The organism is Pseudomonas sp. ICMP22404 (assembly GCF_006227205.1).
Taxonomy (GTDB): domain Bacteria; phylum Pseudomonadota; class Gammaproteobacteria; order Pseudomonadales; family Pseudomonadaceae; genus Aquipseudomonas.
In genome coordinates, this window is record NZ_VCNG01000006.1 from 40,365 (window position 1) to 61,515 (window position 21,151).

The 21,151-nt window shown below is 59.8% G+C and carries 20 protein-coding genes and 3 tRNA genes; 9 read left to right on the top strand and 14 right to left on the bottom strand.

All coding sequences use genetic code 11. The features are described 5' to 3' along the window. Positions 1-30: 30 nt before the first annotated feature. Both FGE05_RS12610 and FGE05_RS12615 read right to left on the bottom strand, forming a co-directional pair. Positions 31-1,203 (bottom strand): zinc-dependent alcohol dehydrogenase, encoded by a 1,173-nt coding sequence (locus tag FGE05_RS12610; protein ID WP_139645335.1) that lies wholly within the window; start codon positions 1,201-1,203, stop codon positions 31-33. After that, positions 1,203-2,033: an SRPBCC family protein gene (locus tag FGE05_RS12615; protein ID WP_176563006.1), complete on the bottom strand. Its 831-nt coding sequence runs from the start codon at positions 2,031-2,033 to the stop codon at positions 1,203-1,205. Before FGE05_RS12615 ends, FGE05_RS12610 begins: the two co-directional genes overlap by 1 nt. Positions 2,034-2,385: 352 nt before the next feature. Between FGE05_RS12615 and FGE05_RS12620 the strand changes: the two genes are divergently transcribed. Both FGE05_RS12620 and FGE05_RS12625 read left to right on the top strand, forming a co-directional pair. Further along, positions 2,386-2,459 (top strand) — tRNA-Cys (locus FGE05_RS12620). 196 nt (positions 2,460-2,655) lie between these two features. Continuing rightward, positions 2,656-2,742: transfer RNA gene (locus tag FGE05_RS12625), tRNA-Leu, on the top strand. A gap of 79 nt (positions 2,743-2,821) precedes the next feature. On the opposite strand, the gene FGE05_RS12630 is transcribed toward FGE05_RS12625, so the two are convergent. Further along, on the bottom strand, positions 2,822-3,184 hold the full coding sequence (locus FGE05_RS12630) for an NUDIX hydrolase (protein ID WP_139645338.1): 363 nt from the start codon (positions 3,182-3,184) through the stop codon (positions 2,822-2,824). Positions 3,185-3,464: 280 nt separating this feature from the next. Between FGE05_RS12630 and FGE05_RS12635 the strand changes: the two genes are divergently transcribed. Next, the gene (locus FGE05_RS12635; RefSeq protein WP_139645340.1) at positions 3,465-3,650 is read left to right on the top strand and encodes a hypothetical protein; all 186 of its coding nucleotides are present in this window, start codon (positions 3,465-3,467) and stop codon (positions 3,648-3,650) included. A 109-nt stretch (positions 3,651-3,759) separates the two neighbouring features. Continuing rightward, positions 3,760-3,987 carry a PLD nuclease N-terminal domain-containing protein gene (locus FGE05_RS12640; protein ID WP_139645342.1) on the top strand — a complete coding sequence of 76 codons (228 nt, stop codon included), beginning with the start codon at positions 3,760-3,762 and terminating at the stop codon, positions 3,985-3,987. 153 nt (positions 3,988-4,140) lie between these two features. Here FGE05_RS12640 and FGE05_RS12645 read toward each other — a convergent pair whose 3' ends face one another. Together FGE05_RS12645 and FGE05_RS12650 are read right to left on the bottom strand one after the other, a co-directional pair. Next, on the bottom strand, positions 4,141-4,371 hold the full coding sequence (locus FGE05_RS12645) for a hypothetical protein (protein WP_139645344.1): 231 nt from the start codon (positions 4,369-4,371) through the stop codon (positions 4,141-4,143). Between the two features lie 154 nt (positions 4,372-4,525). Further along, the gene (locus FGE05_RS12650; RefSeq protein WP_041022040.1) at positions 4,526-4,780 is read right to left on the bottom strand and encodes a DUF6555 family protein; all 255 of its coding nucleotides are present in this window, start codon (positions 4,778-4,780) and stop codon (positions 4,526-4,528) included. A gap of 235 nt (positions 4,781-5,015) precedes the next feature. Between FGE05_RS12650 and FGE05_RS12655 the strand changes: the two genes are divergently transcribed. Together FGE05_RS12655 and FGE05_RS12660 are read left to right on the top strand one after the other, a co-directional pair. After that, the gene (locus FGE05_RS12655) at positions 5,016-5,915 is read left to right on the top strand and encodes a polysaccharide deacetylase family protein (RefSeq protein WP_139645346.1); all 900 of its coding nucleotides are present in this window, start codon (positions 5,016-5,018) and stop codon (positions 5,913-5,915) included. A gap of 87 nt (positions 5,916-6,002) precedes the next feature. Continuing rightward, positions 6,003-6,194, top strand: a complete 192-nt coding sequence (locus FGE05_RS12660) for a DUF2188 domain-containing protein (RefSeq protein WP_139645348.1) — start codon at positions 6,003-6,005, stop codon at positions 6,192-6,194. A 200-nt stretch (positions 6,195-6,394) separates the two neighbouring features. Here FGE05_RS12660 and FGE05_RS12665 read toward each other — a convergent pair whose 3' ends face one another. From FGE05_RS12665 to FGE05_RS12675, 3 genes are all read right to left on the bottom strand, one after another. Next, a complete protein-coding gene (locus FGE05_RS12665) occupies positions 6,395-8,188 on the bottom strand; it encodes a DAHL domain-containing protein (protein ID WP_139645350.1) in 1,794 nt (597 codons plus the stop codon). 263 nt (positions 8,189-8,451) lie between these two features. Further along, positions 8,452-9,306, bottom strand: a complete 855-nt coding sequence (locus FGE05_RS12670; RefSeq protein ID WP_139645352.1) for a prohibitin family protein — start codon at positions 9,304-9,306, stop codon at positions 8,452-8,454. A 125-nt stretch (positions 9,307-9,431) separates the two neighbouring features. After that, positions 9,432-9,519: transfer RNA gene (locus FGE05_RS12675), tRNA-Ser, on the bottom strand. A 123-nt stretch (positions 9,520-9,642) separates the two neighbouring features. Here FGE05_RS12675 and FGE05_RS12680 point away from each other — a divergent pair. Together FGE05_RS12680 and FGE05_RS12685 are read left to right on the top strand one after the other, a co-directional pair. After that, on the top strand, positions 9,643-10,314 hold the full coding sequence (locus FGE05_RS12680; RefSeq protein ID WP_139645354.1) for a Bax inhibitor-1/YccA family protein: 672 nt from the start codon (positions 9,643-9,645) through the stop codon (positions 10,312-10,314). A gap of 381 nt (positions 10,315-10,695) precedes the next feature. Then, positions 10,696-12,036, top strand: coding sequence for a hypothetical protein (locus FGE05_RS12685; RefSeq protein ID WP_139645356.1), 1,341 nt, complete (start codon positions 10,696-10,698; stop codon positions 12,034-12,036). Positions 12,037-12,077: 41 nt separating this feature from the next. Here the strand turns inward: FGE05_RS12685 and FGE05_RS12690 are convergent, their stop codons facing one another. Further along, on the bottom strand, positions 12,078-12,515 hold the full coding sequence (locus tag FGE05_RS12690; RefSeq protein WP_139645358.1) for an Lrp/AsnC family transcriptional regulator: 438 nt from the start codon (positions 12,513-12,515) through the stop codon (positions 12,078-12,080). A 134-nt stretch (positions 12,516-12,649) separates the two neighbouring features. On the opposite strand from FGE05_RS12690, the gene FGE05_RS12695 reads away from it, so the two are divergent. Then, a complete protein-coding gene (locus FGE05_RS12695) occupies positions 12,650-13,543 on the top strand; it encodes a DMT family transporter (protein WP_139645361.1) in 894 nt (297 codons plus the stop codon). A gap of 6 nt (positions 13,544-13,549) precedes the next feature. Here the strand turns inward: FGE05_RS12695 and FGE05_RS12700 are convergent, their stop codons facing one another. The 5 genes from FGE05_RS12700 to FGE05_RS12720 form a co-directional block, all read right to left on the bottom strand. Then, positions 13,550-15,175 (bottom strand): NADP-dependent glyceraldehyde-3-phosphate dehydrogenase, encoded by a 1,626-nt coding sequence (locus tag FGE05_RS12700; RefSeq protein WP_139645362.1) that lies wholly within the window; start codon positions 15,173-15,175, stop codon positions 13,550-13,552. Positions 15,176-15,343: 168 nt separating this feature from the next. Continuing rightward, positions 15,344-16,258 (bottom strand): autotransporter outer membrane beta-barrel domain-containing protein, encoded by a 915-nt coding sequence (locus FGE05_RS12705; RefSeq protein WP_139645365.1) that lies wholly within the window; start codon positions 16,256-16,258, stop codon positions 15,344-15,346. 299 nt (positions 16,259-16,557) lie between these two features. Continuing rightward, positions 16,558-18,981 carry an autotransporter outer membrane beta-barrel domain-containing protein gene (locus FGE05_RS12710; protein WP_139645367.1) on the bottom strand — a complete coding sequence of 808 codons (2,424 nt, stop codon included), beginning with the start codon at positions 18,979-18,981 and terminating at the stop codon, positions 16,558-16,560. 180 nt (positions 18,982-19,161) lie between these two features. Then, entirely contained in the window at positions 19,162-19,962 is an 801-nt protein-coding gene (locus FGE05_RS12715; RefSeq protein ID WP_139645369.1) for an endonuclease/exonuclease/phosphatase family protein, read from the bottom strand. Positions 19,963-20,194: 232 nt separating this feature from the next. After that, positions 20,195-20,959: a PIG-L deacetylase family protein gene (locus FGE05_RS12720; protein ID WP_139645371.1), complete on the bottom strand. Its 765-nt coding sequence runs from the start codon at positions 20,957-20,959 to the stop codon at positions 20,195-20,197. Positions 20,960-21,151: the final 192 nt, after the last annotated feature.

Sequence of the window (21,151 nt, forward strand, 5' to 3'; positions counted from 1 at the left end):
CCGGGTGGCCGCCCCCTCGTCATGGCCCGATCACTCCGGCCGAAACACTGCGCGCAAACAGTTTTCACACTTGTCCTTGAACATCGCATAGCCCTCCACCGACTGCTCCAGCCCCATGGGATGGGTGAGCAGGTAGGAGGGGTCCAACTGACCGTTCTGGATGTACTCGAACAGTCGCGTCACATAACGCTGCCCTGGTTGCTGGCCCGAACGCAAGGTCAGGGACTTGTTGACGATGGCCCCCATCGGAAACTTGTCCAGCAGACCGCCGTATACCCCGACCACCGACACCGTGCCGCCCTTGCGACAGGCGCGGATCGACTGGCGCAGCACCGTTGCACGCTCGGTGTGCAGGCGCATCATTTGCTTGGTCTTGTCGTAGTAATAATCGACCTCGGTGCCGTGGGCCTCCATGCCCACGCAGTCGATGCAGCGATCCGGACCGCGGCCACCGGTCAACTCCAGCAAGGCCGCATGCACATCGATGGTTTCGTAGTTGAGGGCAATCGCGCCGGCCTTCTCTTCAGCGAGGCGCAAGCGGTCGGGGAAGCGGTCGATGGCGATCACCCGCTCGGCCCCCAGCAGGTAGGCGCTGGAAATCGCCATCAACCCGACCCCACCGCAGCCCCAGACCGCCACGGTGTCACCCGGTTGGATATTGGCGTTATCGGCGGCGAAAAAACCGGTAGGCACTGCATCGGAGACGAATACGGCTTGTTCGTCGCTGACCCCTTCGGGGACGGTGAACAGATTGACATCGGCGAATGGCACGCGGATATAAGTGGCGTGGCTGCCCGCAAAGCCGCCGAAGGCGTGACTGTAGCCGATAATGCCGCACGCTGGTTGGCCATAGGCGATGTCTGTGGCGCTGGGGTTGGGGTTGGAGTTGTCGCAGCAGGAAAAGTCCGCGCGCTGGCAATGCTCACACTCGCCACAACCGAGGATCGACACGGTGACGACCCGGTCGCCTTTCTTGAACTGTGTGATGGCCGAGCCGGTTTCCACCACCTCGCCCATGAACTCATGGCCGATAATGTCGCCGGCTTGCATGGTCGGCACGTAGCCGCCCAGCAGGTGCAGATCCGAACCGCATACCGACGACAACGTCACCCGGACGATGGCGTCGCGGGGACTGAGAATGGACGGATCCTCGACGGTTTCGACTTGCAGCTTGTTGGGGCCTTGCCAGGTCAATGCGCGCATCAGGCAGTTCCTCCATTGAGAGGTGTGGGTGACGAATCGTTCGATGCGGGGGGAGTGGAGCTCGCCGGATGGATGAACAGGAAATCCTTCTCACCGTGGGGCCAGATTCTGTTGGTAATCACTTCACCGGTTTCCAATTGCTGCTTGATGCTGCGCAGCAGATGCAGCAAGGCTTTGTCCGAGAACCTGGAAATGGCGGCGACCAGGGCATAGCCGGCGGCCCCGAAGGAGGGCTGGCAGGCCACGATAATCTTGATCTGCGTGCCCCGGCCCGGCGGCGCATCGCTGAAGTGCATCTGGATATCGTGTTTGAACCGGGTGCCCGGTGCGGCCAACCAGTGCAGCTTGCGGCCTTCCTTGGGTTCACTCTGTTCGAGATCGCAATGCAAGGTCTTGTCCCTCGGCCCATGGGCTACCCAGCGGTAGGTACGCTCACCGGTCTGTTCGATGGTATCGACCCAAGGCACCAGGGCACCCAGGTTGGCCGGGTTGCGGCAGAACGCAAAGACTTCCTCCCTGGGTTTGCCAACGGTGATGCTGCGGGAGATCACCTTGCTTGAGTCCCAGCCTCGATCCTGCTCGAAAGCCTGCTCGAACGGGCTGTGGGTCAGCGCTTGCTTGACCCGGCACGAGCCTGAGTAACCGCGCCACGCCGCGCAAGCCCCCAGCAGGATTTGCGGCCAACCCCTGAATCCGCCCTGGCGCAACCCGTTGGCGATCAGCAAGGTCCCGGCCAGCAGCGATACCGCACGCTCCGGTGTATCGAGATTGGGTCGCGACGGACTAGGCACCGCAGCCCGGCTCGCTACCAGTGGTGGACGTTCAGTCATGATGGTTTTCCTTATCAATCCGAAGGCGACATAAGGAATGAGCTGGTGGGGCTGTGGTTGTTCCATCGAGATCGCGGGTTTCCGATGAGGCGGATTTTCACCGGGTGCGGTTGACGATCACGGCACGGCTGCAGGGCCTCGCGAACGAGAGGGGAAAGGCTGGCCCGCCGGACGATTTTTTTTTGAAATCAAGGGGTTGTCAGCTTTGGCAAATGAGTACATAATTGCGCCCATCGAACGCGTTGGGGCGTAAAAAATCTCAATGTTTTCAAGGAGATAGCGCTTAGTTAGCGATTTCTTCCGATCAGGTTGGTACACGGTTGATGTGGTTTCATTGCATCAGGCGTTCTGAGGCCGAATAGCAAAATGGTTATGCAGTGGATTGCAAATCCACCTACGCCGGTTCGATTCCGACTTCGGCCTCCACTATAAAAAAGCTCTGTAGATCTATGATTTACAGAGCTTTTTTCTTTATGGAGCAAAGAAGCTTTTTGTCTTGAAAAGGACATGGGCAACCTTGCTTCGTCGGGGAGGGATGTATATATTTCGTCCCTCTGCTGCACTGGCCTCGACACTGTCGGATCCCTGATCCGCCGCTTCCACGGGGCTTGACCGCGCTACCGCCCGAATGGCGAAACTGGTAGACGCATGGGACTTAAAATCCCCCGCTCGTAAGGGCGTGCCGGTTCGATTCCGGCTTCGGGCACCATATAAAACAAAGGGTTGCATGAGATATCTCAAGCAACCCTTTTTGTTTGCGCTCAGTTTACCGGTGGCGTCGAAGGTCCTCATAACCGTCGCCTGAATGCCTCCAGTATCTGCCGCGTGCCTTTCTTCATCTGCAATTGTGCAATGGTATCCAATGGTTGCCAGAGACAATCACTGATTTCGTTCCGTGGGCTGGCCGCCCCGGTATCGCTGACCGACGCTTCGAATACGTGGTGCAGCGTGTCCCCGTCATTGATGCGCATCAGGTACAACAGGCTCTCGGCGTCCAGTCCGGTTTCTTCTGCTAGCTCCCTGAGCGCGGCGTCGGCGTGGCTTTCGCCACGCTCGACGGTGCCGCCCGGCAAGGTCCAACGGCTGTTGGATTTGCGCACCAGCAGGATATGGCGATTTTCTTCGCAGATGACGGTCGCTCGAATTTTCATGGGCAGTGCTTGTTCAGTGACTGTCATTAAAGTGAAATATAACTGAAACATTCGAGCCGTGTGTCATCGGCGACGCTAAACAACGATTCTCGGCTCATACTGGTATGACCGCAGCGTTTCGGGAAAGACTGAACTTCATTTGCGCCTTGATTCCTTGCCTGCCAGCGACCCTGGCACTAGACGCGTCGATGACCGGCCATCGCCAAAAATGAATCAGATCGGAAAAAAGGTATCCATGTTGGGTGGATGGCCGACCCCGGGCAGTGGGGAGAGAGGAAAGATGACCACTGTTGAAGATTTCAAAGTCAAATCCCATGAGCTCCTGGTGGAGCTCGACACGGCGACATCGGACATGATGACGCTCATTTGTGCCCATCAGATGACAGGCGCGGCTTGGGAGGAGGTCGTACGGCGCCAGCATGAAGCCTACGAACGATGGGTCGCCTATCTGAACGAGCGTTCATAGACCTGCCGATAGCAGATTCTTTGAACGGACCCGGAGTGCCTGTGCCTAATCACTCGTGGCCTGCACCGCTCATTCGTACAGGCCACGAGACCGTCAAGAGGATTGGGCCATGTCTGAATCAGCCAGTTATTTCGGGATCGCTGTCGCGGTGCTTCTGTTGCTCGTGGATTTGTGGGCGATCGTCAGTGTGTTTCGGAGTGACAAGTCGACCGGAACCAAGGCGGGTTGGGCCTTGCTGTTGGTCATTCTGCCGGTGTTGGGTTTGATCATCTGGGGCGTGGCCGGGCCACGGGGCATCAAGGAAGGCCCGTCATCGCCGGAGCACAGCAAGGGCTAGGTTGTTCCAACGGCCGCGGGTCCTTCCACGGTCTTTTGCTCTTGATGCAAGACCCGCCGCCGCTGCCTTTCAATAACGAGGCGCAAAAAGATTGCGCGTTCCATCGGCGTTGCGGCTGGTAGAACTCAGGAGAAGCCTGGCTGACGCAAAGCGTTAGCGGAATTTGGGCAAGGGCCGTTCAATGGGCTTGAGGGATGACAGCGCGTGCTTGATCGATGGAACGTCTTTATCGATATCGTTCAGGCGATCCCGGATACGCATGGCGGTTGGATGGCCGCCATTGTGGTCGACCCAGTCGGCGATTTCCTTGCACGCCGCGGTCAGGCGACTCTGGCGCGATTCCAGCAGGGTGAGCAGGGTGGTGATGGACTCTTTTTCGGACATGTCACACCTCCATTCAGGATTGATGAGGCAGCACGAAACCCGCCTCAGACGGGTCGTACTTGTCGTTTAAAGCGTAGTTGAGTTATTGCCAGTTTGCCGGGGAATCCGGCGCCCGACGAGTAGTCGGCGCGCCGAACGAATGAAGGTCATGGAATCAGCCAGATTCCTTGATCCAGCTGGGCGCAACGCTCGCTCGCCAGCGCACGTCGGTGATGCCGTATTTTTCCGCAAGGGGTTTGGTGACCCGCTTGACCTTCTCCCTTCCGAACTTGGGTATGCGCCCGACACCCGCGTCGCAACTGGCCCAATGCCAAGCTTCAGAGTTATTCATCACTTCGGCTCGAATGATGAATGACTTGGGCTCGCCATGGAGCATGTAGTCGATGATGTAAAGCGATGGCCCGCCCATAAATCCTCCCTAATTAGTTCTATACGGATGGATGCGGAGGCGTTCGGAAAATTCAATCGGATTTCCAGACGGTCGAAATAGACCGGTCAGGCGCCAGGTCTGGTCAATGGCAAGCGAGACGAAGCAGTGCTCACCGCCAGGAACCAAACCCGGTTAACCTTCTCCAAGGTGGGCTTCAAACATCATGCGCCAGGGAGCGGAGGCGTAGCAGTGCGGTATTACCTAAAGGCAGAACATGAAAAACATCGCCAGGGCGCTGGTCATTGCGGTCATCGCCAGCGGTTTGTCGGGGTGCATCGGCTCACCCATCGAATTGACTGCGCAAACCGAGCAACGTTTGCGTGAGCAACCCCCGATCCGTTTCCTGCTGACGTTCGATGATGGACCCAGCGCATCGTCCTTCTGGAACCCGAGCGTTGACGTGCTCGATGCCCTTGCACACAACCCGATACAGCCGGGGATCAAGGCCGTGTTCTTTGTCCAGACCCGTGCCCCCCGTGCTGGGGACAGCGATATTGGTCGATCGGTGATGCGGCGTGAGCAAAGCGAAGGCCACATACTGGGTTTTCATACGGCCACCCATTGGCACACCAATCATCGCTCCCTGAGCCCCGAGGAGCTGGAGCAGTCGCTCATCGACGGTGGGGCCGACATAGCCGCCATTACCGGTACGGCGCCAACCCTGGTCAGGCCGCCGTTCTGGAGTTATGACCGGCGCACATTCGCGGCCTACCAGCGACACGATATGCAGGTGTTGCTCACCGACCTGAGCGCCAACGACGGCAAGGTCTGGGGGATTACCTACAGTCCGCGACGGCGGATCAACCTGACCCGCCAGCTCTCCGAAGTGCGCGAGCGCATTGCTGCCGGCCAATTACCGGCAGTCGATGGCGTGATTCCGGTGGTAGTGACGTTTCACGATCTCAATCGCTATACCGCTCGACATGCCCGTGAATACCTGCAGATCCTGCTCGACAGCGCCAGGGCCACGGGCGTGAGGACCGACGCCAAGCCGTTCTATGACGATCGCCAGGCACTGGAGCGGGCGGCCATGGCGCGTACGGTCAAGGAAAGCGGCCAGCCGGTGCGCCTGCCCGGTCTGTGGGATTGGCTCTGGGACTCGGATTCGCACTGAAGGATGTGGCGACGTTCGGTCGGCACCCTGGCGAAACTGAGTGTAAGGTAGGCGATGCAACCCTTGTTTATACCGGAGGAGGTGACGATGAGTACCGCAATGCTGACGAAAATGCACATCAACGGTTATGACGTCCTCAGCGTAAACAGCGGCCCGTGGCGGGTCTGTACCCAGGCTGACCGGTTGGGTTCCTTCGCTTCGCGTGAAGAAGCGCTGGCCTACGCCGCGGCGTTGCCGGCCAGAAGAAACCGCGAGGCGCGGTCGACGAACGCCAAATAACCGCTAACCCTGTGGGAGCGGGCTTGCCCGCGAAGGCGGCGGCAGATCCGGCCTCGATGCAACTGACCCAACGCCATCGCGAGCAGGCTCGCTCCCACAAGTATTCCGAGTGATCACAGCAGCTGTAGTTGCCAGCAAGACCTGTGGGAGCGAGCCTGCTCGCGATGGCGTCGGCACGTCCGCCAACGATGTCGCCTTGCTCAGGGCTGTGCCAGTTCCAGCGGAATCTCCAGCGTGAAGAGGGCGCCTTGACCAGGTCCATCGCTGTGGACATGGAGGCGACCATTCATCTCGACCGCTGCCAAGGCGCAGCTGTGCAAACCGAACCCATGGCCATCCTTGCGCGTCGTGAACCCGTGGTTGAAGATGCGGGCCAGATTATCGGGAGCGATGCCTTCACCTCGATCCTTGACGCTGAGGCATAACGTTGTGCGGTCGACAATCCGTATGCCTAAGGTCATTTCCCGTGGTTCGGAAACATGGGACATCGCGAATTTTGCATTACTGATCAGATTGATCAGAACCAGCAGCAGCCTGTGTTTATCGCCCAGGATCGTGGGCGCGTCCTGATAGTCCTTGATGACCGTGACGTGGTGCCGGCTCAGTGCCCCCGAGTTCATGCGCAACGCATCTTCGAACAAGTCACTGACGTTGAGCGGCTCGATCAGTCGCGCCGCCCCGGCATAGGATTGTTGGGTGGTGACAATTTCCTTGATGTGGTCGACGCTCTTGGTCAATTGCGCCAGTTCATCGATCAGCAGTGCTTGCTCGGTGGCGATGGAATCGACCAGTTCGTTGAAATAGCGAGGAAGTAATTTGCCCTTTTCATCGAAGGTCATGAACTGGCCCAGGTCCTCGGCGTGTTCATTCATCATCTTGACCGCTTTTCCGAGCCCCAGTGTCTTGCTGTTTCTCAATTTACGGGTGACCAGCTCCGCGGAGATGTTCACGCTGTTAAGCACGTTTCCGACGTTGTGCAATACGTTCGTGGCAATCTCGGCCATGCCCGCCATCCGTGCCGCATCCACGAGTTCGCGCTCGGCTTCTCTCAATTCGCGGGTGCGCTCCTCGACCCGTTCCTCCAGTCGGTCGTTGGACGACTGCAACGCGTGGTTGATCAGGTTAATGACGGCATAGCTGCGCACCAGTCGTACGGCCAGGTAGATCATCAACAACGCCATGAGGGTGGCACATACGGCCAGGTAGATATGATATTGACGGTCTGTTGCGGCGGTCCGGCGCTGTGTCTCATTCAACAGTTCAGTGATGCTGTCCAGTTCTTGGGCCACCGGAATGACGTTGATGCGCTCAAGCAGATCATTGACGATCGGCTGTTCCTCGATAATCGACCGGACATGCTGCGTCAGTGTGATAAAGGGCGGCTGAGAGGAGGCCGGCAACTGACGGATATAGTCTTCCAGCTCGCTTAACTGGCTCTCTACTTCCTTGGCTTTGTCTGCCGTGACATACGTGGCGTACTCCAGTGTCGTCAATGTCAGCTCAAGAACATTGGAGGCTGCTGTCAGACGCTCCGTCGCATTACCCGTCATCAACGCCTTGAGCTGTGCCTGAATGTCGTCTTCGGCCGCGGGCAGCGCATCCAGGGCGGTACGCAAGTTCGCGTTGTGCTGTTCGAACGCTTCTACCAGCAGGGTCTTGTTCTTGATCGCATCCACATAGCCCTGGCGCCTGGAGTTCCAAAGGGCGGCCAAGGGGCCGGCGTTGTTGAGCCGTTCCAGTTGCTCCCATCGGCTGCCTGCTTCCGCCGGTGGGGCCAGTGACAGATTGTTATTGACGCCGATCTTTTTCCTCAGAATCTTGACGTTCCAGTTGGCGTCGGATTGCTTGAGTTGCCGGATGAAGTCGCGGGACTCGAAATAGGTCGTGGTGTCGTAGGTATAGGACTTGATCAGAAAGAATATCAAGGCCGAGAAAACGGCCAGTGCGACGGCCAACAAGGCAGGCCACTTATATTTTTTGATAATCGTGGTCACGCTGTTCTCCTGTCCAGGGCGTTGCTCGACGGAGTCGCCGGGCTTCCGAGTCGGGCACGGTTTTCAGGGAATGGAACAATGAGCTGAGGCTGTATGGGGCGGATTGGCTGGCGCGCCGGTCTGTTTTTGCCTGGGTACACGTTGAGCTCCCTGCTAACGGTGAACTGCGGGTTCGTCACTCGGGCCAGTGTAGCGCTAACGGGAATGGGGCGAAGTTCCCTGCTGAGGGAACAGGCGCGGCCAGGGCAGGCCGCGCCGCAGAATTACTTGGTGTCGATGAAGGGCAGGGCGCCATTGGGCAGCACGGTAGTCGGCAAGACCCCGTTCCAGCGCTCGGCCTTGGTCAATTCCACCAGGTTCTGGTTGCTGGCCAGGGCCTGGGCCCGAGCCTTGATCGCTTCGGCTTCGGCTTTGCCACGCAATTCGGTGGCCAGTGCATCCGCCTTCGCCTGGGCGATCTGCGAGTCGGCTTCCGCCTGGGCCTGGGTCACGCGAATCTGTGCCTGGACCTGCTCGGTGGCGAGCTGCTGCTCGCGGGTCTTGACCTGGACTTCCGCCGCCATGCGCGCTTCGATCGCTTTCTCGTAGGCGTCACTGAAGTCGATATTTTCGACCTGGACGCTGTCGATGATCACGGGGCCGGTGATGGTGGATTTGATGGCGCTCGAAATATCGTTGACCAGTTGGACGCGGTTCTGCACAGCGGCCACCGCGTTGAACCTGCCGAACACGTTTTCCACCTGGGTCGGCACCTGCCGGCTGATCATCCGGTCGCGGATACCTTCGATGTCCTTGAACTGGCTGTAGACCTTCGCCACGTCCGCTGGCGCAATATGCCAGGACACCGATACCTTGAGTTGGGCGGACTGTTGATCCTTGCTGTAGGCCTGGAGGTCTTCATAGGAAGTGACCTGGCTTTGCACACTGATCAGCCGCACGGACTCGATGAAGGGGGTCTTGAACGACAATCCCGGCTCCACGACCCCGACCAGCGCGCCGTTGCGCAGCAGCACGCCGCGTTCGGTTTCGTCGACCGTGTACCAACTGCCAAAGAATACGCAGAGCAAGACGATGCCCATGATTGCCGCAACGAGGGAGCCAATGGTTTTTCTGGTCACTGTTCTTTCCTTTGAGTGAGGGCTGGGGGTTGCGATGTGCCGTATCCAGCACCGAAGTCGACAGCTGTTTTCTGAACGCCAGACACGAAAAAGCCCTGAATGATCAGGGCTTTAACGTACAAATATGGCGGAGGCGATGGGATTCGAACTCATGGACCTGTTACAGTCGACGGTTTTCAAGACCGTTGCCTTAAACCACTCGGCCACACCTCCGTATTGCGTTGCGGGCGCCATAATACCCGAATGAAACACACTGTCAAACTCTCTGCGTAGCTTGTTACAGGGCGTCTGTTATGATCCTTGCCACTGAATGTTTCAAACCGGAGGAGTGTCGCCATGCGCGAACAGGATTACGCAGTGAACAACAGCGTGCAGGCCGAGCAGCTAGAGGTTAGCCGTGTCCTGCGCAACACTTATGGCCTGCTGGCACTCACGCTGGCTTTTAGCGGTGTGATGGCCTACGTCGCCCAGCAGATGCATGTCGGCTACCCGAACGTGTTCGTGGTGCTGATCGGCTTCTATGGGCTTTTCTTCCTGACCAACAAACTTCGTGATTCGGGCTGGGGCCTGGTCTCGGCGTTCGCCCTGACCGGCTTCATGGGCTTCATACTCGGCCCGATCCTCAACCTTTACCTCAAGATGCAGGGCGGCGCTGAACTGGTCAGCTCGGCCTTTGCCATGACCGCACTGGTGTTCGGTGGGCTGTCGGCGTATGTGCTGATCACCCGCAAGGACATGAGCTTCCTGGGCGGTTTCCTCACTGCCGGGTTCTTTGTACTGGTGGGGGCGATGCTGGTCAGTTTCTTCTTCCAGATCAGCGGCCTGCAATTGGCGATCAGCGCCGGTGTCGTGCTGTTTTCCGCGCTGATGATCCTGTACCAGACGAGCGCCATCATTCATGGCGGCGAGCGTAACTACATCATGGCCACCATCAGCCTGTATGTATCCATCTACAACCTGTTCATCAGCCTGCTGCAGCTGTTTGGCCTGATGGGCCGTGACGATTGATTGCAATGTGCTACCCAGAAGCCCGCTTCGGCGGGCTTTTTTTCGCCCGCGATTTGTATTGTGGCCATTTGCCTCAAAAGTGCCGCTATGTGATGGCGACTTTGAATAAATGATCTACACCTATGGCAAGGAAGCGGTATTGCCAGGAAGGTCTGAAATGAATCGCTTGCCCTGCGAACTCTCGCATCAACCCCTGAAGCACCTTGTGTTCGGCGACCGGGCCAGGACCGACCGTGTCCGGCTTTGAGCCGAAGGAGGTCATTCACACCTTAGAAAGTGGACCGTGACAGGCTTGGCACCGTGCCGCCTGAAAACAGAAGGAGGTCCTGCGCATCGGTCAGGAAGCCGATGAGAGGGCACCTCCCTATAAGGAGATATTGTATGAACCATCCCCAAGGAAAAGTCGTTGCGTTTCTGATCTTGGCAGGCGCGATGTCCGTGACCTGCGCCCACGCTGGAACCTTCCCTGATTTTGGCTATGCCCCTCCCAAAAGTGATTATTCCGGAGAGCTTTTCCAGCTCAGCCAGAACTATCCCACCGTGGCGCCGGGCGCATCTTCGATGCCTGCGTTCTTCAAGCAGCTCCCCAAAACATTCTCCAACGACTTTGAAACCTGGCGCCCCTATATGAACGAGGCGAAGAAATACTGCCTGGAGGGCAATACCGGGATTGGCTGGAATGTGCAGAAAAACAAGGTTCGCCAGTGGTATCACATGCCTTGGCAGCATTACGGTCTCAATGGTCGTGAGGGTATCCACGGGCTTACCAAGGAGGCGCCGATCCAGCCCCAACAGTTGGCGAGTACGCAAACCGGCAGTGGGCAGACTTACGCGGTGGGCATCTACAACGACATCGGGGCGTACACCATTGGCCAGGTCTGGAAAGACCCGCAGAACCCCGATCCGAGCTACACCTCCAAACCCAAGGGCTTCGGCAACGGCACGGTCGTGTGCAAGGCGCTGTTTGCCGATATCGACGTCAGTACGGTGCCGTTCCTGGTCAATCCATTGCTCTGGAAGGCTTACACCGCCAAGACGTTCACTTCGACAAGCCGTGCGGTAACCAATGTTGCGCTGATACAGATGGACATCGCTGTGCGCGACACCCGGGTGAGCGAGACCGGCTGGCTCTTCGGCACTTTCCAATACAACGGTACCATTACCGGTAAAGCGAATTGGGACAACCTGGTGCCGGTGGGGATCATGTGGGGGAACGATCCCCAGGAGAACGGCCATGCGTTCACCAACCCGACGCCCACCGAAACCAAAATCAACCCGGCGTTGAAGCAGACCGCAATCAATGCCAATACCAAGGAACTGCCGCCGACTCATCTGGGCTGGAACGGGCGCCTCAATGGTCCGGTGGACAATCCCCAGGCGTCCTGCACGAGCTGCCACATGACCGCGGAATACCAGCAACGGGCGCCGATGAACCCGACGTTCCAGGCCAATCCGCCGCCAGTCGGGGGTGATGTCTGGATGCAATGGTTCCAGAATATTCCGGCCGGGCAGCCTTTCTCACCGGCTACACAAAGCACGGACTACAGCTTGCAATTGTCCGGAGCCCTGGCCAACTTCTATAACTGGAAGTGCAACCTCAGTGGGGTTTATGCGGACAAAAAGAATGCGTGCGACAAGGCACAGCCCCTCACGTTGATGAAAGAGAGCAATGTGCCCGAGGAGGAGGTGTACAAGGTACAACGCAGCCCGGAAGCGGAATAACGTAAGCCCGGCCTCGGTCCATCGCCGAGGCCGGATCCGGCTCAGGCCATCGGTGGCAGGCGCCGTTTGACCGGGGTCTTCTTGACGATGGCGGTATTGGTTTCGGCAAGGACATTGAGCTTGTCCAGTAAGCTATCCAGCTGTTCCATCGAGCGCACGTGCAGTCGGGCGATGAAGCAATCGTCGCCAGTCACCTTGTCACATTCGGTAAATTCGGCGATGGCCTGGATCTGCCGTTCCACTTCCTGCAACTGCCCCGGTAATGGGCGGATGCGGACAATGGCCTGAAGCTGGTAGCCGAAGCACTTCGGGTCAACCTCAACGGTATAGGCCCTCAGCACGCCGCGTTCCTCAAGCCGCCTCAGGCGCTCGGCCACGCTGGGTGAGGAGAGGCCGCTCAGGTTCGCCAGGGCTTTGAGCGAGCGCCGTGAATCTTCCATCAGCGCACTGATGAGGATCTGATCAATATCGTCCGTCATGTCGACTCCGTTAGGCGAATGCCTGAAGTTGCCTTGATAAAAAAGGTCGAACGGCAGTTTAGCCTTTTTCAGCCCATGGAGAAGCCGTTCACTGGCTTGGCATACTGTGCCCCACTTGCTGAAGGAGTCTGATGATGGACAAGACCTTACGTCGCGGTTCGCTGGAAATGACCGCCGCCATGCTGATTTCCGGAACCATAGGCTGGTTCGTGCTGGTTTCCGGCTTGCCGGTGCTGGATGTGGTGTTCTGGCGTTGCGTATTCGGCGCGGCCACCTTGTTGCTGATTTGCGCCGGTTTCGGTTTTTTACGCCGGGATATCCTGACCCGCACCACATTTTTATTGGCGGTGCTCAGTGGGGTGGCAATCGTTGGCAACTGGGTGTTGCTGTTCGCCTCCTACTCACGGGCCTCGATCGCCATCGGCACTGCGGTGTACAACGTCCAACCGTTCATGCTGGTGGGGTTGGCTGCGCTGTTCCTGGGGGAGAAAATCACCGCGCAAAAGCTGTTCTGGCTGATGGTGTCGTTTCTCGGAATGCTCGCAATTGTCAGCGCCCACGGTGAACAAGGGCAGGGCAGCGGTGAGTACCTGATGGGCATCGCCCTGGCCCTGGGGGCGGCGTTGCTGTACGCCATTGCCGCGTTGATCATCAAGCGCTTGACCGGTACGCCACCGCACTTGATTGCGCTGGTGCAGGTCAGCACCGGTGTATTGCTGTTGGCTCCCTGGGCAAATTTCTCGGCGTTGCCGCAACAGCCCGAGGGCTGGGCCAGCCTCGTCACCCTCGGCATGGTCCATACCGGGGTCATGTATGTGTTGCTGTACAGCGCGATCCAACGCTTGCCGACCGCGATCACCGGCGCGCTGTCATTCATCTATCCAATCGCGGCGATCTTCGTCGACTGGTTCGTCTTCGGCCATCGCCTCGAACCGCTGCAATGGCTGGGTGTGGCGGCGATCCTGCTGGCGGCTGCCGGCATGCAGCAGGGCTGGGGCATCAAGGCGCGGCGTCCAGCCCTGCAGTAACGCGGGTCAGAAGATGTAGTCGGTGGTCAGGAAGTTCGAGTCCCGCTCGCGGATGATGTCGCTGATCAGCGCCTTGTTGCTCTCCTGGAATTTGGTCGCCACCAGGGTGCGGATCGAAAAGGTACGCAACGCATCGTGCACGGACAAGGTGCCCTCCGCCGAATTCTTCCGGCCGTTGAACGGGAAAGTATCCGGTCCGCGTTGGCACTGGGCATTGATGTTGATGCGCCCTACCTGGTTGGCGAACGTGTCCACCAGCTTGCCGACTTCAGCCGGATGAGTACCGAAGATGCTCAGTTGCTGGCCGAAGTCGGACTCCAATACGTAGTCGATTACGGTATTGAGATCGCGATACGGCACGATGGGCACGACCGGGCCGAACTGCTCTTCGTGATAGACCCGCATCGCGGTGTTTACCGGATAGAGCACGGCGGGGTAGAAGAATGAGCTGCGGGATTCGCCGCCGTGTGCATTGGTCACCGTCGCACCTTTGGCCACCGCATCGTCCACCAGGGAGCGTAGGTAATCGATCTTGCCGGCCTCGGGCAGTGGCGTCAGCGCCACGCCGTCCTCCCACGGCATGCCCGGCTTGAGCGCGGCGAGCTTGGCGTTGAATTTCTCGATGAATGCGGGTGCCACGTCCTCATGGACGAAGAGGATTTTCAACGCCGTGCAGCGCTGGCCGTTGAAGGACAGCGAGCCCGTCAGCGCTTCGCTGACGGCATTGTCGAGGTCGACGTCCGGCAGCACCAGTCCCGGGTTTTTCGCATCCAGCCCCAGGGCGGCGCGCAGGCGGTGCGGGCGCGGATGGAGCTTCTTCAGGTCACTCGCGGCCTTGTTGGTGCCGATAAAGGCAAAGATGTCGATCTTGCCGCTGGCCATCAACGCGCTGACGGTTTCCCGGCCGCTGCCGTAGATCACGTTGATCACACCCGCCGGGAAACTGTCGCGGAAGGCTTCCAGCAGCGGACGCACCAGCAGGACGCCGAGCTTGGCCGGCTTGAATACCACAGTGTTGCCCATGATCAAGGCGGGGATCAGGGTGGTGAAGGTCTCGTTCAGCGGATAGTTGTAGGGCCCCATGCACAGGGCCACGCCCAGGGGCACGCGACGGATCTGCCCGAGGGTGTCCTGTTCCAGCTCGAAACGGCTGGAGCGCCGGTCGAGTTCCTTGAGGGCATTGATGGTGTCGACGATGTAGTCGCAGGTACGGTCGAACTCCTTCTGGGAATCCTTGAGGTTCTTGCCGATTTCCCACATCAGCAGCTTGACGACGGCCTCGCGCTGCTCGCGCATGTGCGCCAGGAAGGTTTCCACGTGGCGGATACGCTCGGCCACCCGCATCGTCGGCCACAGGCCCTGGCCACGGTCGTAAGCCCGGACGGCGGCGTCCAGGGCGGTGAGGGCGGTTTCGGCATCCAGCAGCGGTGTACTGCCGAGCACCACCTGTTCGTCGCCTTGTTCTGCGGCCAGGTACACCGGGCTGCGCACGACGGCCAGCGGCCCCGGCCAGGTCTCGAGGACACCATCGACCAGGTATTCACGCTGCTCGATCCGCTCTTCGAGGCGATAGGCCTGGGGGATATCGGCGGCACTGGGAAACAGATTGGCGAGGAGGTTGGCTGTGGTCATGTCGTTACTCCATCAAAGAAATGAACCCTGGACGACTCACCGTCGTCTTCGCTTCCAGGGTTATACGCCTTAATGGGGGGAGTTTTTAAGTGGCAAGGGCCGGCAGCTGCGTTTTTGCCGACCCGGATGCGCAATGCTGCTCACTTGAGACTTGCGCAGTTCGGTGTCTCACCAACGCATCCGTACGCCCAGGCTGGCAATCACGCCATTGAGGTCGTTGTCGTCGACGTCGCTGCTGTAATCGGCGCTGACGTACAGGCTCACCACGGGCGTGACCCGGGCGACCAGGCGCAGGCCCAGCTCGACGGTGGAGGATTTTCGGCTGCTGCTGATCTTGTCGACCTTGTCCAGGGAGAGGGTGTCGGCGCTCTGGACGGTGTGCCACAGGTTGGTCCGCACGTAGGGTTCCACGCCGAGGCCGTTGACCTCGTAAGTGCCTTTGAGCCGTGCCCCCACACGTCCGCTCCAGGTACTCAGTGCACTGCTGTTGCCGTCCTCGGCGTTACCGGTGTCGAGGGTCACACGCTGGTTGATCAATTGCGCCTGGGGTTCGACCACCCAGTTGTCACTGATACCGATGGGAAAGCCGCCCTCGACCGACAACGTGACGGCGTTGCCTTCGGCCGCCTGGCGCTGGCCTTGTTCGGTTCGGCTGTAACCGTTGACCCGGCCGCCACTGGCGCTCAGGTCTACATGCCAGCCAGCGGGGCCGGTGAGGCTCCAGTAGGCGCCCAGGTTCGTTCCGTGCAGGTTCAGCGCATCTGTGCCCGGCTCGGCCATGGCCGGGCTGACCAGCACGCCGCCGACATTGGCGATGATCTGGCTTTGGCCACCGATCAGGCCCATGCGCTGGGTATGACCGTTGTCGTTGTGCAGCGTGAACAGTGCGGGACCCTTGTCGGATGCAGAGTCGGGATTGATGAGGGTGGCGTTCGGGTTGTCGGCGGGTGTTTGGCCATACCAGGGTTGCGAGGATTGCTCGACGGGCCAGGCCATGACCTCCATGGATGAGCACAGCAGTAACGAAGTCGACACGGTGTAAAAGGTGGTCGTGATTTCTTGTGGACGGAGGGAAGTTCTCATGGGGGTCTGCCTTGCAATCGCATGCGTCTCTCGCTTAGGGCGTCTCTCCTACCCCGAATGAGGGGCGACCGAATGGATTGAGGCAAGTCTCGGGCGGCCCGCCGCAACGGGTTCCCGAGACCTGCCCCTGACTGTATTTCCGGGGGTAGTACGGTGTAGTCAAGAAGACCGATGTCATCGCGTCAAGAAACTGTGCGATGAATGGCGATATGAAATCAGGTCAAATAAATGACTGATTCTTTTCGGTTATCCGTGCTTTTGGTTGACGTCAAATCATCGTCGGAAGAGGCGACTTAGCGTCACCAACTGACCCGCACACCGAGATTGCCCGCCACGCTGCGTTGCTGGTTACTGTCCAGGTTGTTGCTGTAGTCCGCGCTGGCATAAACGCTGACGGCCGGGGCCAGACTTACGATCACGCCGACGCCCAGATCGCCGGTGGACGCGCGCTGTTGGGTTTCGACCCGCTCGGTGTTGTCGAACGTCACCGTGTCGGTGCCGGAAAAGGTGTGCCACAGATTCGCCCGCAGATACGGCTCGACGGGCATGCCACTGACTTGATAGCGACCCTTGAGTCGGGCGCCGAGACGGCCAGTCCAGGCACTGTCGGAATCGAATTCGACCCTGGAGATCCCGTCGTCCTGGGTGTCCAGGGAGATTTTCTGGTGGATGACCTGGACCTGGGGTTCGAGGACCCAGTCGGTGGCCACGGCGAATGGGTAGCCGGCCTCCGCGGAGAGGGTCAGCGCGTGCCCGCGATTGTCGATCCTGAGTCCGCGGTCGGAGCGGTTGTCGCCGTCCAGCCGGGTGCCCATCACGACCGCGTCGACGTAACCGCCGGTGGGATCGATGAGCGTCCAGTAGAGTCCGTAGCTGTCGCCGTCGAGTTCTATCTTGCCGGCGCGTCGGCCCTGGAAGCCCAGGTTGAAACCGTCGACGTGACCGTTCAGTTCGGTGTGGCCGACGAAGAAGCCGATGCGCTGGGTCTGGCCGCCGGACATCGACGAGCTGTACAGATCGTTGCCCACCTGGAAGCCTTTGATGGAACCGTCGAATCGAGGCGAAACCGTACCGGCCCAGCTCTGGTCCAGATCCTTGCCATAGACCCGTCCCCAACCCGCGCTGAACGCGTCGGTTTCGGTGAGCAGGCGCTGGTCGCCCTGGCGATCATGGAAGGTGCCCAAGGCCATCAGGGTCAGTTGCGCCGCGGCAGGAGGCAGCACCGACCAGGTGGGCACTTCCGGGCGATACAAGGGGATGGGCGCGGCGCCTGGCACTGCAGCCGGTAGCGCGGGCAAGTCCGGGCTGGGCGCCGCCACCGGTCCGGCGACCACGGTCGAGCGCAGGTACCAGTTGTTTTCATTGCCGTTCACGCCGCCCTTGAACAAGCGGTAATCGAAGGCGCCGGCCGACACCGCATTGGCCAACGAAAACGCGCCGCTGTTGCTGACCGCGCCGCCCTGGGCCTGGACCAGCTCGATGCCGTTTTGCGTGGTCAGCGCGCCCGCACCCCCCAGATTCGTGACGGTGATGGCGGTGGTCCCCGTGAGCGTTCCACCATTGACCACCAGCTTGTCGCTGGGAGAGTCATCGGCTCCCAGGACCGATTGCAGGCGTAGCTGGCCATTGTTACCGACGTAGTTACCCTGCACGGTGAGGGTGTCGTTGGTGCGGGTATTGTCCCGGGTGAGGTCCACCGTTCCGCCGTTGTTGAGCGTTGCCAACTGGCCGGCGGTGAAGGGTGTAACGCTGCCCTGGGTCGAGGTCAACACGCTGTTGCTGTCCAGGGTGAGGGTGCCCGTGGCGGAGGTGCTGTCGCCCAGGACCAGGGCGTCGTTCAGGTCCAGCCGCGAGCCTTGGGTAAGGTTGACGCTCTCCCAGTTGACGTAACGGGCACCCGTGCTGGAAGTGCTGCCTTCAAGGGCCAGCACGTCCTGGCCCAACCCACCATTCAGGCTGGGGGTAATGGCGAGTGTTGTTTCATCGAGACCGCGCAGCAGTGCCGTGTCATTGCCGTCGCCCATCAGAATGGCAGAGTGGATCAGTCCGCCGCTCCACTGCAGTTGGTCATTGCCGGTGCTGGCTCGGACCTCGCCGATGATTTCGCCACCGCTGACAGTAATGCTGTCATTGCCGCCACTGACGCTGACGTTGCCGCCGATGCGTCCCGCAGAGAGGATGATGGTGTCCTGGCCGAAACCGGTCACCAGATTACCGATGATCTGGCCGCCTGACATGTCGAAGAGATTGTCGTCGAGCTTCATATCGACCCGCCCGATCGTGCCACCGCTCATGTGGGCGATATCGCCGTCTTCGAACGCGTCGACAATGGTACCCCCGGACATCGTGAACGTGTCGAGGCCATCGCCCTGGGACAGGGACAGGATGCGGCCGCCGGTCATTAGAAAGTCGTCGGCCTCTGAACCTTGGCTCACGTCACCGTCAATCACGCCATTGGCGTGGATTTCGACGCGATCGACGCCTTCGTCAAACGTGACGTCGCCTTGAATGACGCCGCTGCCGTTGGCGGGCATCGTGAGGCTGTTGTTGCCCGAAAGGTCCGTCAGCCCGGGGCTGGTGCCGCTGTCGCAGACATAGGCGTCATTGCCTGCCGTTGGCGTCAGGGTACAAGCCGCCATGGTAGTGGGAACGGGGAACAGGAAGGGGGTCGATACCCAGAAGACATTGAACAACCGCTTGAAGCCATGATCGTGCGAGCTCATGTGCTATCCCTCTGCATCGGCATTCGGGGAACGCCGGTTTCAGCATCGGCTGCACAACAGCTGGCACACAGGGCCTGGCAACGCTCGCTGTATGGGATGGCACCGTAACAATGAAAGATCGGTGTCGCTACTGTCAGAACTTACAGGTGGCACGTTGTCATCAGCGATCCGTCGCGGGGTTCACAGATGCACTTCCACGGACAGCGGCAGGTGATCGCTCAAGTGCGTCCAGGGTTTGCTACCGAGGATTTTCGGGGCATGGCTGGTGGCATTGCGCAAGTAGATGCGGTCCAGGCGCAGCAGGGGGAAACGGGCCGGGTAGGTCCTGGCCGGACGGCCGTGGTGGTGTTCGAAGGCTTCGTGCAGATATCGACGTTGGGCGAGGGTGATGTTGCCGCGTAACTGCCAGTCGTTGAAGTCGCCAGCGATGATCACCGGGGCGTCCTCGGGCAGGGATTCGAGCAATTGGCAGAGCAGCTTGAGCTGCAATTGGCGGTGGCTTTCCAACAGGCTCAGATGCACACAAATGCCATGGACTTCGGCGTGCCCCGGCACGTCCAGCACGCAATGCAACAAGCCACGCCGCTCCGGGCCGGTGATGGAAACGTCGAGGTTGCGGAACTGGCGGATCGGGTACTTGGACAGCAGCGCATTGCCGTGATGGCCGTCGGGGTACACCGCGTTGCGGCCATAGGCGAAGTCGCTCCACATGCTATCGGCAAGGAACTCGTATTGGGACGTCTGGGGCCAGTTGTCGTAGCGCGAGGCATGGCGGTCATGCTCGCCCAGGACTTCCTGCAGGAAAACCAGGTCGGCGCCGGTACTGCGCACCGCTTCACGGAGTTCCGGCAGGATGAAGCGGCGGTTGAGGGCGGTGAAACCCTTATGGGTATTGACCGTCAGAACCCGCAGCCGATGGACCGCCGCAGGCGTGTCCAATGGCACCGATTCGACAGCCCGCCAGTCGGGATCGCGAGTCACATTCACTCCTGAATCAGACGTACCTGTTCATGCGACTGATGAGGAGCATCGGCAGTTCCGGATATTTACTGTTTCAGCCAGCTTTCATGTTGATCCCATCACCGACTTCACGAGCAGGCTCGCTCCCACAGGGGATTTGTAGCGACACTGTATTGTGTGACCATCCGAAACCTATGTGGGAGCGAGCCTGCTCGCGAAGAGGCCCTACCTGACCCAACGCTTTCGTGGTGCTTCAGATTAACACGATCTCATACGGCAACCCCATGCGATCCAGGATAACCCGCGGCACCAGCGGGGCGATGCCGCTGGCGGGCTCGCCGTTTAGCTGGCTGGCGTAGGCGTGCATCGCGTGCCGTTTGCGGGCGGTGGTCCAGACGTCCAGGCGCAGTTTTCGCGCGCGGTGCCAGGGGATCTTGTTCTGCTCACGAACCGGCCAATGCCAGGCCCACACCGGCAGTTCGTTGAAGGTCGCCCCGACACTTTCGGCTGCCAGTGCTCCTGCACGGCCGACGGTCTCGTGATCGCTGTCGCCATCCTTGCGCCAGGTGCCGAACACCACGTCGCCAGGCCGCAGGTAATGTCCGATGAAGGCGGTCAGCTGTGCCTCATGTTCGGTCAGGGCCTTTTCCGGGAAGCCGCCGCGCACCCACTGCAAACCATGGGTCGGTATGCCCAGGCGATGCAGCGCGTCCACGCTTTCCTGGGGATGGGGGCGATAGATGCGCAGGCGTTCATCGGTCCACAACGGCGAAGAGGGATGGTTGAGGTCACCGTCGGTGACCGAAATCAGCAACATGGGATAGTCCAGGTTGCTGAGCAACTGGAGCAGTCCGCCACACGCACCGATCTCATCGCCAGGGTGCGGGGAGAGGATGACGGCACGGGCACCGGCGGGGATGAGCGTCTGGGTGCTGATGATGGGAATGTCGGCCAACTGCGGCGAGCTGTTCCAGATTTGCGGATGCTGCCGGCCTTGCAAGCGAGAGGCAAGTTTCATGAGGTACGTCCTTGTTGTATTCAATCTTTCAGCCACGCGTCGGGCCGACTGCCCGGGTGCGCCCCGAAGGGGCTGGCTGCGATCCGCAGTGCTCCGAATCCTGGAATACCGCCTGCGAAGTATTGACCATGACGCTCGATTCGTCGCGTCACTTGTGTATCTGAACTGCAATTTTTTATTCGAACTGGACTG

What these genes read in the sequence shown, in the direction of transcription:
- FGE05_RS12630 (WP_139645338.1), bottom strand. Translation starts at nt 3,184, where the DNA reads ATGAAAATTCGAGCGACCGTCATCTGCGAAGAAAATCGCCATATCCTG.
- FGE05_RS12705 (WP_139645365.1), bottom strand. Translation starts at nt 16,258, where the DNA reads ATGAGAACTTCCCTCCGTCCACAAGAAATCACGACCACCTTTTACACC.
- FGE05_RS12640 (WP_139645342.1), top strand. Translation starts at nt 3,760, where the DNA reads ATGTCTGAATCAGCCAGTTATTTCGGGATCGCTGTCGCGGTGCTTCTG.
- FGE05_RS12635 (WP_139645340.1), top strand. Translation starts at nt 3,465, where the DNA reads ATGACCACTGTTGAAGATTTCAAAGTCAAATCCCATGAGCTCCTGGTG.
- FGE05_RS12710 (WP_139645367.1), bottom strand. Translation starts at nt 18,981, where the DNA reads ATGAGCTCGCACGATCATGGCTTCAAGCGGTTGTTCAATGTCTTCTGG.
- FGE05_RS12615 (WP_176563006.1), bottom strand. Translation starts at nt 2,033, where the DNA reads ATGACTGAACGTCCACCACTGGTAGCGAGCCGGGCTGCGGTGCCTAGT.
- FGE05_RS12660 (WP_139645348.1), top strand. Translation starts at nt 6,003, where the DNA reads ATGAGTACCGCAATGCTGACGAAAATGCACATCAACGGTTATGACGTC.
- FGE05_RS12690 (WP_139645358.1), bottom strand. Translation starts at nt 12,515, where the DNA reads ATGACGGACGATATTGATCAGATCCTCATCAGTGCGCTGATGGAAGAT.
- FGE05_RS12645 (WP_139645344.1), bottom strand. Translation starts at nt 4,371, where the DNA reads ATGTCCGAAAAAGAGTCCATCACCACCCTGCTCACCCTGCTGGAATCG.
- FGE05_RS12655 (WP_139645346.1), top strand. Translation starts at nt 5,016, where the DNA reads ATGAAAAACATCGCCAGGGCGCTGGTCATTGCGGTCATCGCCAGCGGT.
- FGE05_RS12610 (WP_139645335.1), bottom strand. Translation starts at nt 1,203, where the DNA reads ATGCGCGCATTGACCTGGCAAGGCCCCAACAAGCTGCAAGTCGAAACC.
- FGE05_RS12700 (WP_139645362.1), bottom strand. Translation starts at nt 15,175, where the DNA reads ATGACCACAGCCAACCTCCTCGCCAATCTGTTTCCCAGTGCCGCCGAT.
- FGE05_RS12650 (WP_041022040.1), bottom strand. Translation starts at nt 4,780, where the DNA reads ATGGGCGGGCCATCGCTTTACATCATCGACTACATGCTCCATGGCGAG.
- FGE05_RS12680 (WP_139645354.1), top strand. Translation starts at nt 9,643, where the DNA reads ATGCGCGAACAGGATTACGCAGTGAACAACAGCGTGCAGGCCGAGCAG.
- FGE05_RS12695 (WP_139645361.1), top strand. Translation starts at nt 12,650, where the DNA reads ATGGACAAGACCTTACGTCGCGGTTCGCTGGAAATGACCGCCGCCATG.
- FGE05_RS12685 (WP_139645356.1), top strand. Translation starts at nt 10,696, where the DNA reads ATGAACCATCCCCAAGGAAAAGTCGTTGCGTTTCTGATCTTGGCAGGC.
- FGE05_RS12720 (WP_139645371.1), bottom strand. Translation starts at nt 20,959, where the DNA reads ATGAAACTTGCCTCTCGCTTGCAAGGCCGGCAGCATCCGCAAATCTGG.